Origin of the sequence: uncultured Aggregatibacter sp. (assembly GCF_938046485.1) — a bacterium.
Lineage (GTDB): Bacteria > Pseudomonadota > Gammaproteobacteria > Enterobacterales > Pasteurellaceae > Aggregatibacter.
Window position 1 is genome coordinate 1 of the sequence record NZ_CALIWN010000059.1, and the last position, 12,777, is coordinate 12,777.

A 12,777-nucleotide genomic window follows, 5' to 3' on the forward strand; every position below is an offset into this window, starting at 1 on the left:
ACACCTCAAGTAAAATAGGCATTTGCTCAGCAACTGAATTAAACTCATCGCCACGCAATGCGCCCGAGGCTAAACCTTGCGCCAACTGGATAATCGCCGCTTTTGCCTCTTCGGCACCTGCGCCGGAGATGGCCGTCATTTGTTGGATGGTTTTGGTAAATTGCAGGAGCTCTGCACTGTTGGCACTGCTCCCCATCGCCCTAAAAAGACGGGTATAAAGCTCAGCAGTGGCCGCAAACACCGTACCGGTATCATTGGCGATCTGCATGAGCTCGTTAAAGGTGCCTTTCGCCTGGGCGTTGGATTTAGAGATGAGTTTGATACGTGATTCAAAGTTTTTGTACTCATCCAAGGTTTGCGTAAGGTTACTTATCGCTAAATTGCCAAATGTAAACCCGATAGCTTGCGTTTTTAACCGGGCAAGTTGGGTGCTAATAGATTCAATCCCAGCGCGCGTTTTACCCAGTTTGGCGGTCGTTTGGTCGGCTTTTTTGCCCAACTCATCCACGCCGGCAGCGCCCACTTTTGCCGCTTTGCCGACATTTTCTGAGGCGTGACCGGTACGTTGCAATTCGCGCTCAAACGCCTTAAAATTGTTCAAAGCGTGTTCAAGGTCGGCTTTGATTTTGAGGGCGAGTGTTAAATTATCTGCCATGAGGTAACCTTTATGGATAAAGACATTGATGTCCGTTGGATTGGTTGGGTGATTGCGCTGTTACCGTATGAAATCGGTTTATTGTTTATGTTGTTCGGTTCAGCGACATTGATTCAGGTGGTGTTTTTCGGCACATTTTCGTACCTTGTCATCCTTGGTGTCATTGCTTTCTTCCGCAATCCTAAAGATGTCATACTGCTTTTGATTATCGGCTCAAAACTTTAAAAGTTGACCGCACTTTAAGATGCGCTGAGTACTGTATGACGAGCATGATATTGTTGTGCGATTTATTGATGGATAATAGGGATAATGGCGCTGTATTTTAATTTTCTACGTAACATAAGATTTAACCGATAGCCTCTGATTTACTTGATGTATTTTTTGCTATTAAATTTTAATGAACATATCACCGTTGTTGTAGTGTAGAGCAGGGAAGTCCTTAATCAAAAGGCCAAGTCCTGCATTAAACTTAGCCTTTAGATTAAATAGATTCTATTTGGGAGAATGAATTATTATTCTGCTATCGGGATAATTTTTGTAGCGTGGGAACCTTTGTCGCCGTGAATGACTTCAAATTGTACTTTTTGACCTGCTTTTAGAGAGCGGTAGCCTTCCATTTCAATAACAGAATAGTGTGCAAAAATATCGGTATCACTGCCTTCTGCAGAAATAAAGCCAAATCCTTTTGCATTATTAAACCATTTAACAACACCAACTTCCATAATTTACACCTCTTATGGTTTTAGTTCTTCTCGAACCACATTTACTTCAATAAGACATACAGCCCTATCACCTTAATTTGCTGGTGATCATCTTTAAATAAATTTACTGTGTATGCAATAAGAAAAGTTTCAAAATCAAACAGAGATCACAAAAATTCATAAAAATAATGTGCAAAAACCCTTCAGCTTTTCTTCTTTGATGGCGAATTATTTGTGATTTTGTGTATTTTTATTCTGTTCCCGTAATTGTTTTGCCACTAAGGCAATAGCTTCTCCGCTACCAATGCCTTGCGCCATGAGTTCTTGAATTTTTTCAACGGCACGTTGTTGCTGTTCATGAGTGAGATTTAGCAAATCGTTATCTAGCATTTTTGTCTTTCCTTTCATTTAAAAGTGCGGTGATTTTTTGCAATGTTTTTACCATTGAAAAGTCTGCATGAGATTTTGCCATTGCGCATCCAGTCCAGCTTGAATTGTCATCGGACGTTGAGTCAATGGATGAACAAAGATTAATTTTTCTGCGTGTAACAGTAAACGGGCGCAGCCGGTGTGTTCCATTAATGCCCGATTTTGATGCAAATCGCCATATTGTGTATCCCCTAAAATGGGGTGAAAAATATGTTTCATGTGACGACGCAACTGATGCTTACGTCCGGTTTGCGGAATTAAACGCACAAGAGAATAACGGGAAGTGGCATAACGCCCTACACCGTAAGGCATTTCCACGGTCTGCAATCCTTCGTAAAAAGTGACCGCACTTTGTGGTGCTTTATCCGGTTGGGAGAATTTATCGGCAATTTTATCTAACTGAACCTTGAGCGGATAATCAATTTCGCCATGCCCTGTCACATATCCTCTCACTACCGCGAGATACTGCTTTTCTATTTGTTTTTGCTCAAACTGTTGGCATAACATATGCGCTATTTCACTGTTTAAGGCAAACAGCAGAACGCCGGATGTTGGACGATCTAAGCGATGAATCGGATAAACGCGCGGCCCGATCTGATCGCGCAAAGTTTGCATCACAAATTGGGTTTCATGGCGATCAAGCCAGCTGCGATGTACCAACATGCCTGCCGGTTTATTGACGGCGACCAATACCTCATCTTGATATAAAATCTCTAACATGGTTGTTGCAGCAGCTTTTCAATTTCTATGATCGGGACTAATAATTCCGCCAAATAATCTGCTTCTTTCAATGCCTCTTCTAAATAAGGGCTAATCGCAATTTGGCTTGGCAAGGGCGCCTGACTTTCCAATAGGGCGTACATACGCGGAATAAAAATCCATTGCAGCCATTCTGTTGGCTGCATTGTATCCAGTGCAAAAGGTTGTTCGCTTAAAAAAGCCTCTGCGTTTGGCGGTATACTTTGCCATAATGCCAAACGTGTCATTGTATGCTGTAAATGTTGTAAATGTAATCGAGTTTGTTGATGCATAAAACACCTCATAAAATAAGCGCGTCATTGTAGAAGATTTCATGCTTTTGCGCCAGTTACTCAAATTTCGTGTAAAATTTCACTTTTTATATTAACGTGATCCATTATGTATTTAATTGAAGCCTTCTTTTCTCTCCAGTCGAGTGATTTTTCATTGGAAAAACAAGCCCATTGCGTTAATCAAGTAATTGAACAATGGCGTTATAACGGACAGATTATTGGACGTGAAATTCCACAATTTCTTGCCGAGCAGGAAAATCAACAAGGCTTGGCAGTGCGTGTGACTTGTCCTGAGCAAACTTCATTATTAGCGGAATTTAACAATCGGCCGGTCACACAAGCCCTTCTAGAAGCAGAAAAGTGCGGTGTATTTTTCGAGAGTTTTCAAATCGTTGCAGAAGATCTTAATTCCGACATGACCGCAACAGAACCGCCTTCCTGGCAATTACTCTATACGACCTATTTGCAGTCTTGTTCCCCTTTACATAGCGGTGATACATTGCAACCGATTCCGTTATATAAACAGCTAAAAAACATACCGCACTTGGCAATGGATATGATCAAGTGGCAAGAAAATTGGCAGGCGTGTGATCAGTTGCAAATGAATGGTTCGGTGTTAGAACAAGAGGCCTTGGCGCAAATTAGCAATACGCAAACTCCATTGTTTAAACATGGCTATTACCTCGCTCAAGAAATCACTCGCCAAAGTGGCATTCCCACATACTATTATTTGTATCGAATCGGCGGAGAAAGCCGAGAAGCTGAGTTAGGCTCCCATTGCCCCTTATGCAAACGGCCGTGGACGCTGGAGCAACCACTGTTTGACTTCTTATATTTTAAATGCGATCACTGCCGTCTTGTTTCCAACCTTTCATGGCACTGGCAATAACCCTCATCGTAATAGGAGGCTGAAATCATGGCTGAGCATGCGATGAAAGGTGAGAAAAAAAGTAGCCTTGGGAGTATCGATAAAGTTAAAATTTAAGCAATTAAATGCATTAAGGAATTTTTTGCTTGCAACAACGAGATAAATCCTTATAATCGGCATCCGTTCTCAACAAGAAAATTTATCAGTGTTGCCTGGGTGGCGAAATTGGTAGACGCAGCGGATTCAAAATCCGCCGTTGAATAAACGTGTCGGTTCGAGTCCGACCCTAGGCACCAATGATAAGTTTTGAAGAATTACAAGCCGCTTTTCAAAGCGGCTTTTTCTTTTCATTAAATTCTATAAAATCAATAACTTACAATTCTCTACACTCCCTTTTAAAATCTTTTTACTGTATATATTGACAGTAATTTGAATTCCGTTTATCGTTTTTATATGATCGCAAGCGATCACAGAAACGGGAAATTGTGCCTATTTTGATCCCGTGTTTGTGCCTGTTTTTTGGTGTGTGTTTAGGTGGTTAAAATGGCGACAATTAGCCGAAAAAATAGCGGTTGGCGTGTGCAAATACGCCGCAAGAACATTAATAAATCAAAGACGTTTAGAACAAAGGCGGAAGCGCAGGCGTGGGCGAATGCTATCGAATCGCAGATTGCGGCGGGTGAATACTCGGATGTGCCTGATATAACTTTTGCGGACTTAATCCATAAATATGTAAGAGAGATTACACCGACAAAAAAAAGCGCGCGGCATGAAACATTACGACTGCATCGCATGGCTGATATGCACATTGGAAAGGTGCGACTTGTTGATTTATGTCTAAAAGATTTTGAGCAATGGCGAGATGAGCGGCTAAAAGTCGTTAGCCCTGCTAGTGTATTGCGTGAGCTTAACACAGTGTCCAATATTATGACGGTCGCCGTTGAACAATGGCAATATCTCAAAAAAAATTGTATTAAAGGGCTTTCCAAGCCAACGGGCATAAAAGAACGCACCCGGCGTTATTCAGAAGCGGAAATTGAGCGTCTTATTTTTGTGTCCGGTTATGATTTAAGTTATCCGCCGCATAATGTCATTAACCGCGTTGGCGCGGCAATTTTGTTTGCCATTGAAACTGCCATGCGTGCCGGCGAAATCTGTAATGCCACTTGGGAAAATCTCAACTTAAAACAACGTCTATTGCATATCCCTACATCAAAAAACGGCTATCCGCGTGACGTGCCGCTGTCAAGTAAGGCGATAGAGATTATCAATCATCTTGTGCAAGTAAAATTGGCTGATGATGATCATATATTCCGACTTAAATCACGCTCGCTTGATGCCGTTTTCCGGCAGATAAAAGAAAAAGCGGGCTTGGAAGATTCGGATTTGCATTTTCACGACACGCGACGGGAAGCATTGAGCCGGTTGTCTAAAAAAGTGGATGTGATGACGCTTGCAAAGATTAGCGGGCATAGAGATATAAAGATTTTGCTTAATACTTACTATGCGCCCGATATGTCGGAAGTGGCGAATTTGTTAGGATAAATAAAAAGTGCGGTCAATTTTAACCGCACTTTTTTTATGAAATTTGTCGTCTTTTCGCATATCGCACCACTTCGCCTGCAAACCACCTAGGCTTGTCTGATGGTTTGCTTGGGTCGCGTTGACTTGGCATAAAAACCGCCTTTGGGAAATACGGCGCGGCGGTGATACATTGCGCCTGACGGTAAGAAATCTTGCAATAATCCGCAATATCTTGTAAATCCCAAAGTTGCACGCTGTTTTCGTCAAGGCCTGCATATTTACCCTGTGCGGTTAGCATGGCTTGTACTTCTGCGAGTTTTTCAAATAGTGCTTCGTTTGTTACATTTTCCATGATGTCACCTGCATTGCTAAGCCGTCAATATACAAAGTTTCCACGCTTATTTTTTCTACTTCCGGCACTGGTGAAATGCGCATATCCATACAATCTTTTTTAATTGTTATGAGTGTCACTGTGCCAACATTCAAAGCAACCAATTTTTTAAAACATGACTTAGCTTTTCTTTTTTTGTCAAAACTGATTAGTTTTTGCTTAGAACCATACTCAATAATGACAATATATTTATATTTTGACGCTTTATATAAACTGCCTAAATGTTTTGAACGACCAACATTTCTTTCATTTCTCGCTCTAATCTTTTCAAATTTATCAATAAATAATTTTTGGTAATCATCCATCATTCACCCCCTAACGCCCACAATCTTTTAATACACAATTCAACCGCACTTTGTTTTTTGTCGTTGCCAATAAACTTGCGGCCTAATTTTAATGCCGCTTCGCCTACGCTTCCGGAGCCTGCAAAGCAATCTACAACTAAATCACCGTGGCTTGAGCTTTGTTTAATCAGCAATTCGGAAACGGCGACCGGCTTTTCTGTTGGGTATCCGCGCGCAATGCGTTTTTCGCTGATCACGTCGGCAACGCCTAAATCATTTAATTTGCGCTTACCCTTTTCAAAAAAAAGGATAAATTCATATCGCGCGCGGTAGTGATAGCCCATTCCGATACACTGTTTATCCCAAACTAACGGTTTCCAAAATTTAAAACCGCACTTTTCGGCTGCAGGTTTTGCCGTAAACATGGTTTCTTGGTCGCAAAATAGGTAAAAATGGCTATTTGGTTTCATTACGCGATAAATTTCGCGGAATAGTTCCTCAAAGCGCGCATTTGGGAAAATATCAAACCATTCGTTACTACTTGCCGCGCTTTGTTTTAATCGCGTGGTTGTGCCGCGTTTACGGTGTTTTTCTAATGATTCGTAAGGCGGGTCAGTAATAAATAAATCTATGCTTTCGTCCGTCAATGTTTTTAAAAAATCTAATGCGTCTTCGTTGCACATTTTAAAATCAATCATCATTTTTATTTACCCCTAATTATTCCTAATTCATTCTTCATTTTTGTGTAAGAATCTAGCGTAACAAAAATATAATTTTCCCCGCCAAGAATTTCTAAAGTTGAATTTTCTTTTTCATCTTTTAGACTATAAAAATATTCATTTAAAAATTCTTTAATGAAATAAAATCCTTTATCATCAAGAAAAACACACCCTCCAGCTATTCTTTTAAATTTTTCTTCATGATTTCTATTTTCTAATTCCGGAACCGCCAAAACCGAACACCCAATAATAAATCCAGCATTAATTAAAATATTTTTACTTTTGAAATTTATTTTTTCTGAATCACATTCAGCATAAATAACTTCTAATTCAATAAATTTATTCATTTCAAAATCTCGCATTCCCAGTTAATTAAACTCATTGCATAAATCATCATTAATTCTTTTTTCTGCCACGGGAATAATGCGCTTTCGTATTGTTCCCGTGGTGCGTCATAAGTGATCGCTTTTTTGTGGTTTCCCACGCTTGCAGTAACTTCAAAGCGCAAATGCTTTTCGCCGCGTTCAATCAGTTTTTGTGTTGCCGTTACATATTTCACCACCTCTTTTTCAATCAATGCCGCTTTCTGTTCCGGGTTTAACTCGTCCCATTCTGCAGTAGGGTAAAAAAATCCGAATTCGGCGGAAGCAACCCAAACCGGCGCTTTAAAAATCCCCACAGAAACGCGTTGTTTAGTGTAATTGCTCATGCAATCCGCCTATTTTTATGATTTCGCCGTATTTAAAAATTAAAAACTCGCCCGATTTCAACCGCACTTTTCGGCCTAAAAGCAAATCTGCTTTTTCGCTTGCGGTTAAATTGATTCTGTTTTTCTTGAGCCAACGTTTTTTCTTGTCAAAAGCGGTTAAAAACTCGCCTTTTTCTAACGTGTGATGCTGTTCTTCTGCTTGCCAAACATCCGGAATTTCTTTTCGGTCGTTTTTCCGCTCCGTACAGTTATTGACAGAACTCCAAGGCGGGCAAAGCCCGCTAATTTTTAATAAACCCTCAACAACGGCTTTCTTCACAATCTTCCAAGCCTTTGTTCGGGTGAAAATAGTTTGAGTGGTGACCTGATTAAAAAAGCCGATAATCTTTTTACTGATCTCGCCGTAATCATTCGGCTTGCGGTCTTCGTACGCCGTGCGGGCTAATAAATCTTTACGCTGTGCGCATGGGTTGCCATTGCCTTGTAAAAGTGTGTAACCCGCCCAATCGCCCTTATCGGCTAACTGCACTAATTCGGTTAATTTCTCGTCGCCCTCAACGGCGGCACCACGTTTGCGGCGGCATTCGCGCCAAACAGAAACCGGAGAACCGCCGATTTGCTGAAATTGTCTAATCCGCCACTTGCTTGCCCACGCAGAAACGTTCGCGGCCATATCTTTCAATTTTTCGCCCGTCTCGTCGTCGGTGTCGTCATCGCATTGATAGCCGTCAATGTTTTTTGCAATGTATTTTGCAATGTAGCCGGTGGCACTGCCTTTTTCCCAGTCAATTGCCGTTGCGGTAAAGCGGTGTTCTTGCGCGCCGATTTCGTCGCCGAACGCTTCCAACGCGTAACGCTTAAACGTTGTGCGGCAGGCATCAACGTGTTCTTGTGGCATAAATAGCAATAAGTGCCAGTGCGGCGTGCCGTCATGGTGTGGCTCAACCACGCGGAAGCCATAAGGGTCTATGCCTTGGCGTTTAAGGCTTGCGCGGATTTTTGCGAAGACGGAGCATAAATATTTTTGCGTATCGGCAGGGCTTGAAAAGTTCCAGTTTTTAATAAACCCGCCGTGAGAATGTACGGCGTGATAACAACTCGGGGCGGTTAATGTGTAAAACTCACCCGCGTGGCCGAGTTGTTTTGCCACTTCTTCAAAGCCGCGCATGCGCACCATTAATTCACAACGGCGCACCGCAGGATTGGAAACGGTCTTATAAAACATTTCATCCAGTGCAATGATTTCTTCTTGGTCGTCTTCGTTGATTAAAACCATTTGCTTGATGTATTGGCGGTTTTTGCGTTTTTGTGTTTTCCATTCGGCGATAGCCTCGCGGCTGGCATAAGGGCTTGCCTTGGCTTGCACTTGACCAACGGCAATGGCTAAATGCTCACGGATGCGTGAGCGAATCGCCATTAATTGACGTTGCCACCAGTTTTCGGAGCGCATTTTTTCGATAGCAATATTTAGGCTTTCGTCATCTAAATTGCCTTTTTCAAACTTGCTATAAAACGGCGGGTTGACGCCTTTCATTTTGGTGAAATACGCCATTTTTTTATAAAGTGCGTTAAAAATGCGGTCTATTTCTGCTTCTTCGGTGATCGGTGTGGCGCGGTTTCGAATGTATTTATCTTCAAATTCCGCAACCATTTCTTCGAGTTCTGCGGCAATAGATTTAGAAAAGTCCTCTACGTCGTGCAAAGTGAACTCGTCTAAACCTACTGATTTACGTAATACTTTTTTGTTTTTGATAAAGCCGAAGGTATATACATTGCCTTTTGGCTTGTTGATGGCGGTTAAAATAGGATAACGATTCATCACGCCCTCAACACGGTCGAGGATGCCTTTTTGCATAGTTTCGCGCACCCAACTGTTTGCGGCGCGATAACCATTCTTTCGGAAAGTGCGGATGTAGCGTTTAACGAAATATTTGCTTAAATATTCCGGCAGTTTTGAAATGTACTCATTGACAAACGGAAACGCGTCAGTGTTAAAGTTGAACAATTCATATTGATGAATATTCAACCCTTCCGGCGTGGCTTGATATGGCACATAAGGCGAAACTTGAAAAAATGGCTCTCTTGCCGCTTTTTCCGCTTCCCGTATGTCGCGTTCGCGTTCCCAGTTTGTCATTGGTTATTACTCGGCAACGGTGGTTTTCATTGCGGCTAAAAAAGATTCCGCGTCTGCTTTGGTTGCAAAAGCAAAGCCTTTATGCACCAAGTCCCATGAATGCCAATTGATGCCTTCCGTGGTCACCTCAATTTCTTTGATATATGCACCGATATACAGACCACTAGGCTGACAAACAACAAAGATTTCTCCGCCTACTCTTTTCATTATCTCACCGGCTTTTAACGGTTGCGGAATACGAATAGTGATGTTCTGGCGCGGCTCTTCCCACATGCCGACAATATCAAGTGCATTTTCTGATTTTGCCCAAACACGGCCATCCTCTTTCCATGAGAACGTACGTTCCGCAATGTTTAATGGGCCAACTATATAGCCATATAATGCGTCTCTAATATTGCTGCTGTTAATCAGTTGATCTGCGGCGATTTCAAACTTTACAAACGCCTTCGCTCCGTTGCGTAATACAACCGGCGCGCCTTTTAATGCTTCTGCTTTGTTAAATGGTTTCATTTTTAGTTTTCCTTGTTTAATACAATTCCGCTTGGCTTTTACAAATTGCCGCGCTGACTTCTTCGCGGATGTTTTCAATGACTTTTTTCATTTGCTCAAAATTCGTTACGTTTTCGTTTTGCGCTTCGCAATTAATTAAAAAATCAAGCGCGCCCTCAAAAGTTTTACAAAAGGTGCCTTTGTTTTTTTTCCACTTGTCACCCTCTTGGCGTAGCTGATAAACGACAAAACCGTTGTCGCTAACGCCAAGCTGATAGGTTTCTGATAGTTCGATGATGTTTCTTTCCATTTTTTTAACTCGCTTTAGTGTGATGTACTGCCATGGCAAAATCGCGGCGGCTTGTTGGTGTGCCGAAATGTGCTTTTAAACGATCGGCCACCCATAAAAATTTATAAATTAAGTCGCGCTCTTCTTCGGTGTAATCGCGCAAATCGGCTTCCGCGTGGGTTAATTGCAAAAGCTCGCTTAAACCTCGGGCAGCAACCGGATGCGCTTCGGCAAAATTGGCGAACTGACGCACGGCATTGTTTGCGGAAACGCCGAAATTATCGGCGCGTTTTGCTTTGAATAGCTCATAACCGTTGGCATATTTGCCCGATTTAATGTCGCTGATGTTTTCCGCTTCTTGCTCTGCCTGCATTTCTTCCCATGCGCTCATTGTTCGCCCCCGTGTTTACTTGCTAAAAAGCCCTTTTATCCAAGCCCAAACGCCACATTTTTTAACCGCACTTTCCGGCAACACAATGCGTTCCAAATTGTCTAAACGCGCCAAGATTTCTTCGTTTGTGATGATCTGATTTGTGTTTAGTTGTGCCTGTTTGGCATTAATGCGATTTTGCAAACCGTGCTGACGTTTAATGTCTTTTTCCAGCTGGAAAATATTCACGCGTTGCTTGCCGCGAACGGTCACTTTTCTGTTTGGTTTTTGCTTAATCATTGTTCAACTCCTCAAATTTGGGGTGAAAAAATCCTGTCGATTGAATTTCTTCAAACGACAAGTCTTGTTATTACGGTTTGGAAATTAAGAATTAATCGAGGGCGATTTCTTGCTGACGTTCGTCAATCTGATTTAACGGTTTATTCGTCATTAAGGCTTCCGGTCGCTCGTTATAAACCGGCGTTCGCACCCGAGTGATTTGGCTTGTCACCTTGAGTTCTGTGCCACAGTTGTTGCAATAGGCGATAACATCTATGGACAACAAGCCGATTTTTTCTGATGTGCGCACACGGATGTTGTTACTTCCGCAATTCGTGCATTTATGATCTACGTTCACACTTACCACCTTATTGTTTAACTATTCCGAATCACTGCCCAATCTACATCCGGTCGCAGGTCTTCGGGTTTCACTGCGCCGTTTGTGGCTTTGATAATGGCGGGGATATGGCGCACATCCATTTTTCCACCGTTAAGCCATAAACTAACCGTTTGTTGGCTTACGCCACATTCTTTAGCCAGTATTTGCTGTGAGCCAATACCTGAAACGGCTTTTACAAATTTTTCATTAGTTTTGCTCATATTTCAGCTCTTACTTGTTAAGTTTGAATACATACTACAAGTTTTTTTGTAAATAAACAACAATTTTTCTTGTTTGTATTGTTACAATTTCGCTTGTATAGTCATCTAACAAGGAGAATTGTAATGAAAACCCTATCTGACCGTTTAAGATATTTATTAAAAGTCAATGAGTTAACTGAAGATGCACTAGCCAAAAAAGTGAATGTATCTCAACAGGCAATTAATTATGTTTTAAATGGAAAAACAAGATCGCCTAAAAACATCCTAGAAATTGCAACCGCACTTGGTGTAAACGCGCACTGGTTGAAGACTGGGGAGGGATCTCCGGAGGCTGATGTTTTCGCATTTACATCGGAAAAGGATAATGATCACACCCTACGGGTAGATTTATTAGATGCCGAATTGGCAGCACACAGTTCGGGAATTATTAATCTTGAATATCCTGATGTTATATCGTCTATTTTCTTTACCCATGAGGGCGTGAAACGGATTTTAGGCAGAACAACGACCGATGGCGTGTATATGTTCAAAGTGCCGACTGACAGCATGGTGCCAACCATTACGCAAAACGATATCGTATTTATCGATACCAACGTAAAAGAATATATTGGTGAGGGCGTGTATTCGTTCAACTTAAATGGCGAAACCTACATAAAACGCCTGCAACGCCTACCGACCGGGGTGATTATGGCATTAAGCGACAACCCGCTTTATCACCCGTTTGAAATCACAGAAGACTTATTTGACACCGCCGAGATTATTGGGAAGTTTATTAAAGCGGTGGAATTAAAACCGAAAGATTTGTAAAACCTAAGACCGAAGATGACAAAATGAAAGACGAATTGTATAGCTATAATTATGTGCGAAATCGCAATAAATTGTTTGCAAATTTAATCAGCATTATTGATGGGATAACCTGTGATGGAGAGATTACCGAACAAGAATTGCTTTATCTTGACACTTGGTTACTTGAAGCCAAATCTTTACAAGACAATGTCATTTTTCAACAAATCCGCGATCACATTATTGATATTCGTTTTGATGGGAAAGTAACAAAAGACGAATTAAAAGCACTCAAATCCACCCTACTTCTCATTCAGCGAGACATCCTAGACCTTCCCAACATTGACCTTTACTCAAAAGAATCCGATATGCACTTATTGTCCGGCTTGTGTAAAGGAGTAATTTCCGACAATAAATTAAACGATGATGAAATTCGCTATTTGAATTGGTGGCTAAGTCAAAATGGTTTATTAAAGAATAACTATCCCGGTAGTGAATTATATCGCTTAGTTACCGATATTC

At 41.5% G+C, this 12,777-nt stretch carries 21 protein-coding genes, 1 tRNA gene and 1 pseudogene; 6 read left to right on the forward strand and 17 right to left on the reverse strand.

All coding sequences use genetic code 11. The features are described from left to right. Nucleotides 1–655 (reverse strand): tape measure protein (locus Q0203_RS07670; protein WP_297931114.1); only part of this gene is annotated, 655 nt, incomplete at its 3' end. A 12-nt stretch (nt 656–667) separates the two neighbouring features. On the opposite strand from Q0203_RS07670, the gene Q0203_RS07675 reads away from it, so the two are divergent. After that, on the forward strand, nt 668–880 hold the full coding sequence (locus Q0203_RS07675; protein WP_297931117.1) for a hypothetical protein: 213 nt from the start codon (nt 668–670) through the stop codon (nt 878–880). A 287-nt stretch (nt 881–1,167) separates the two neighbouring features. Here Q0203_RS07675 and cspD read toward each other — a convergent pair whose 3' ends face one another. The 4 genes from cspD to Q0203_RS07695 all read right to left on the reverse strand — a co-directional run bounded on the left by cspD (nt 1,168) and on the right by Q0203_RS07695 (nt 2,816). Beyond that, nucleotides 1,168–1,377: a cold shock domain-containing protein CspD gene (gene cspD, locus Q0203_RS07680; RefSeq protein ID WP_021616176.1), complete on the reverse strand. Its 210-nt coding sequence runs from the start codon at nt 1,375–1,377 to the stop codon at nt 1,168–1,170. Nucleotides 1,378–1,584: 207 nt separating this feature from the next. Further along, nucleotides 1,585–1,746 carry a YoaH family protein gene (locus tag Q0203_RS07685; protein ID WP_033002552.1) on the reverse strand — a complete coding sequence of 54 codons (162 nt, stop codon included), beginning with the start codon at nt 1,744–1,746 and terminating at the stop codon, nt 1,585–1,587. A 48-nt stretch (nt 1,747–1,794) separates the two neighbouring features. Beyond that, nucleotides 1,795–2,505, reverse strand: a complete 711-nt coding sequence (truC, locus tag Q0203_RS07690) for a tRNA pseudouridine(65) synthase TruC (protein WP_297931121.1) — start codon at nt 2,503–2,505, stop codon at nt 1,795–1,797. Continuing rightward, nucleotides 2,499–2,816, reverse strand: coding sequence for a YqcC family protein (locus Q0203_RS07695; RefSeq protein ID WP_297931124.1), 318 nt, complete (start codon nt 2,814–2,816; stop codon nt 2,499–2,501). Before Q0203_RS07695 ends, truC begins: the two co-directional genes overlap by 7 nt. A gap of 106 nt (nt 2,817–2,922) precedes the next feature. Here Q0203_RS07695 and Q0203_RS07700 point away from each other — a divergent pair, with 106 nt between their 5' ends. From Q0203_RS07700 to Q0203_RS07710, 3 genes are all read left to right on the forward strand, one after another. Beyond that, on the forward strand, nt 2,923–3,705 hold the full coding sequence (locus tag Q0203_RS07700) for a Zn-ribbon-containing protein (protein WP_297931129.1): 783 nt from the start codon (nt 2,923–2,925) through the stop codon (nt 3,703–3,705). 189 nt (nt 3,706–3,894) lie between these two features. Then, a tRNA-Leu gene (locus tag Q0203_RS07705) sits at nt 3,895–3,980 on the forward strand. A gap of 247 nt (nt 3,981–4,227) precedes the next feature. Next, complete coding sequence (locus Q0203_RS07710; RefSeq protein WP_297931132.1) at nt 4,228–5,229, forward strand: site-specific integrase; 1,002 nt, start codon at nt 4,228–4,230, stop codon at nt 5,227–5,229. Nucleotides 5,230–5,263: 34 nt separating this feature from the next. Here Q0203_RS07710 and Q0203_RS07715 read toward each other — a convergent pair whose 3' ends face one another. From Q0203_RS07715 to Q0203_RS07770, 12 genes are all read right to left on the reverse strand, one after another. After that, nucleotides 5,264–5,560 (reverse strand): hypothetical protein, encoded by a 297-nt coding sequence (locus tag Q0203_RS07715; protein ID WP_297931135.1) that lies wholly within the window; start codon nt 5,558–5,560, stop codon nt 5,264–5,266. Then, entirely contained in the window at nt 5,548–5,907 is a 360-nt protein-coding gene (locus Q0203_RS07720; RefSeq protein WP_297931138.1) for a hypothetical protein, read from the reverse strand. Before Q0203_RS07720 ends, Q0203_RS07715 begins: the two co-directional genes overlap by 13 nt. Next, nucleotides 5,904–6,584, reverse strand: coding sequence for a site-specific DNA-methyltransferase (locus tag Q0203_RS07725; RefSeq protein ID WP_297931141.1), 681 nt, complete (start codon nt 6,582–6,584; stop codon nt 5,904–5,906). The genes Q0203_RS07720 and Q0203_RS07725 overlap by 4 nt, the downstream gene beginning before the upstream one ends. A gap of 2 nt (nt 6,585–6,586) precedes the next feature. After that, nucleotides 6,587–6,949, reverse strand: a complete 363-nt coding sequence (locus tag Q0203_RS07730; RefSeq protein WP_297931144.1) for a hypothetical protein — start codon at nt 6,947–6,949, stop codon at nt 6,587–6,589. Then, complete coding sequence (locus tag Q0203_RS07735) at nt 6,946–7,311, reverse strand: hypothetical protein (protein WP_297931148.1); 366 nt, start codon at nt 7,309–7,311, stop codon at nt 6,946–6,948. Before Q0203_RS07735 ends, Q0203_RS07730 begins: the two co-directional genes overlap by 4 nt. Then, complete coding sequence (locus Q0203_RS07740; protein ID WP_297931151.1) at nt 7,295–9,445, reverse strand: replication endonuclease; 2,151 nt, start codon at nt 9,443–9,445, stop codon at nt 7,295–7,297. Before Q0203_RS07740 ends, Q0203_RS07735 begins: the two co-directional genes overlap by 17 nt. A 6-nt stretch (nt 9,446–9,451) precedes the next feature. Beyond that, entirely contained in the window at nt 9,452–9,955 is a 504-nt protein-coding gene (locus Q0203_RS07745) for a hypothetical protein (protein ID WP_297931154.1), read from the reverse strand. Nucleotides 9,956–9,971: 16 nt separating this feature from the next. Further along, nucleotides 9,972–10,244, reverse strand: a complete 273-nt coding sequence (locus tag Q0203_RS07750; protein ID WP_297931157.1) for a hypothetical protein — start codon at nt 10,242–10,244, stop codon at nt 9,972–9,974. 4 nt (nt 10,245–10,248) lie between these two features. Beyond that, on the reverse strand, nt 10,249–10,614 hold the full coding sequence (locus Q0203_RS07755) for a hypothetical protein (protein WP_297931160.1): 366 nt from the start codon (nt 10,612–10,614) through the stop codon (nt 10,249–10,251). A 15-nt stretch (nt 10,615–10,629) separates the two neighbouring features. Continuing rightward, nucleotides 10,630–10,893 carry a hypothetical protein gene (locus tag Q0203_RS07760; RefSeq protein ID WP_297931164.1) on the reverse strand — a complete coding sequence of 88 codons (264 nt, stop codon included), beginning with the start codon at nt 10,891–10,893 and terminating at the stop codon, nt 10,630–10,632. A 91-nt stretch (nt 10,894–10,984) separates the two neighbouring features. Further along, entirely contained in the window at nt 10,985–11,230 is a 246-nt protein-coding gene (locus Q0203_RS07765) for a hypothetical protein (protein WP_297931166.1), read from the reverse strand. 17 nt (nt 11,231–11,247) lie between these two features. Then, nucleotides 11,248–11,472, reverse strand: coding sequence for a helix-turn-helix domain-containing protein (locus Q0203_RS07770; protein WP_297931168.1), 225 nt, complete (start codon nt 11,470–11,472; stop codon nt 11,248–11,250). Nucleotides 11,473–11,595: 123 nt separating this feature from the next. Between Q0203_RS07770 and Q0203_RS07775 the strand changes: the two genes are divergently transcribed. Continuing rightward, on the forward strand, nt 11,596–12,279 hold the full coding sequence (locus Q0203_RS07775) for a helix-turn-helix transcriptional regulator (protein ID WP_297931171.1): 684 nt from the start codon (nt 11,596–11,598) through the stop codon (nt 12,277–12,279). A 23-nt stretch (nt 12,280–12,302) separates the two neighbouring features. Then, nucleotides 12,303–12,777 (forward strand): annotated as a pseudogene (locus tag Q0203_RS07780) (NAD-dependent DNA ligase); the annotation flags it as partial.

Excerpts from the sequence above, each read along its gene's own strand:
- Q0203_RS07675 (WP_297931117.1), top strand. The coding sequence starts at position 668 with ATGGATAAAGACATTGATGTCCGTTGGATTGGTTGGGTGATTGCGCTG.
- cspD (WP_021616176.1), bottom strand. The coding sequence starts at position 1,377 with ATGGAAGTTGGTGTTGTTAAATGGTTTAATAATGCAAAAGGATTTGGC.
- Q0203_RS07685 (WP_033002552.1), bottom strand. The coding sequence starts at position 1,746 with ATGCTAGATAACGATTTGCTAAATCTCACTCATGAACAGCAACAACGT.
- truC (WP_297931121.1), bottom strand. The coding sequence starts at position 2,505 with ATGTTAGAGATTTTATATCAAGATGAGGTATTGGTCGCCGTCAATAAA.
- Q0203_RS07695 (WP_297931124.1), bottom strand. The coding sequence starts at position 2,816 with ATGCATCAACAAACTCGATTACATTTACAACATTTACAGCATACAATG.
- Q0203_RS07700 (WP_297931129.1), top strand. The coding sequence starts at position 2,923 with ATGTATTTAATTGAAGCCTTCTTTTCTCTCCAGTCGAGTGATTTTTCA.
- Q0203_RS07710 (WP_297931132.1), top strand. The coding sequence starts at position 4,228 with ATGGCGACAATTAGCCGAAAAAATAGCGGTTGGCGTGTGCAAATACGC.
- Q0203_RS07715 (WP_297931135.1), bottom strand. The coding sequence starts at position 5,560 with ATGGAAAATGTAACAAACGAAGCACTATTTGAAAAACTCGCAGAAGTA.
- Q0203_RS07720 (WP_297931138.1), bottom strand. The coding sequence starts at position 5,907 with ATGATGGATGATTACCAAAAATTATTTATTGATAAATTTGAAAAGATT.
- Q0203_RS07725 (WP_297931141.1), bottom strand. The coding sequence starts at position 6,584 with ATGATGATTGATTTTAAAATGTGCAACGAAGACGCATTAGATTTTTTA.
- Q0203_RS07730 (WP_297931144.1), bottom strand. The coding sequence starts at position 6,949 with ATGAATAAATTTATTGAATTAGAAGTTATTTATGCTGAATGTGATTCA.
- Q0203_RS07735 (WP_297931148.1), bottom strand. The coding sequence starts at position 7,311 with ATGAGCAATTACACTAAACAACGCGTTTCTGTGGGGATTTTTAAAGCG.
- Q0203_RS07740 (WP_297931151.1), bottom strand. The coding sequence starts at position 9,445 with ATGACAAACTGGGAACGCGAACGCGACATACGGGAAGCGGAAAAAGCG.
- Q0203_RS07745 (WP_297931154.1), bottom strand. The coding sequence starts at position 9,955 with ATGAAACCATTTAACAAAGCAGAAGCATTAAAAGGCGCGCCGGTTGTA.
- Q0203_RS07750 (WP_297931157.1), bottom strand. The coding sequence starts at position 10,244 with ATGGAAAGAAACATCATCGAACTATCAGAAACCTATCAGCTTGGCGTT.
- Q0203_RS07755 (WP_297931160.1), bottom strand. The coding sequence starts at position 10,614 with ATGAGCGCATGGGAAGAAATGCAGGCAGAGCAAGAAGCGGAAAACATC.
- Q0203_RS07760 (WP_297931164.1), bottom strand. The coding sequence starts at position 10,893 with ATGATTAAGCAAAAACCAAACAGAAAAGTGACCGTTCGCGGCAAGCAA.
- Q0203_RS07770 (WP_297931168.1), bottom strand. The coding sequence starts at position 11,472 with ATGAGCAAAACTAATGAAAAATTTGTAAAAGCCGTTTCAGGTATTGGC.
- Q0203_RS07775 (WP_297931171.1), top strand. The coding sequence starts at position 11,596 with ATGAAAACCCTATCTGACCGTTTAAGATATTTATTAAAAGTCAATGAG.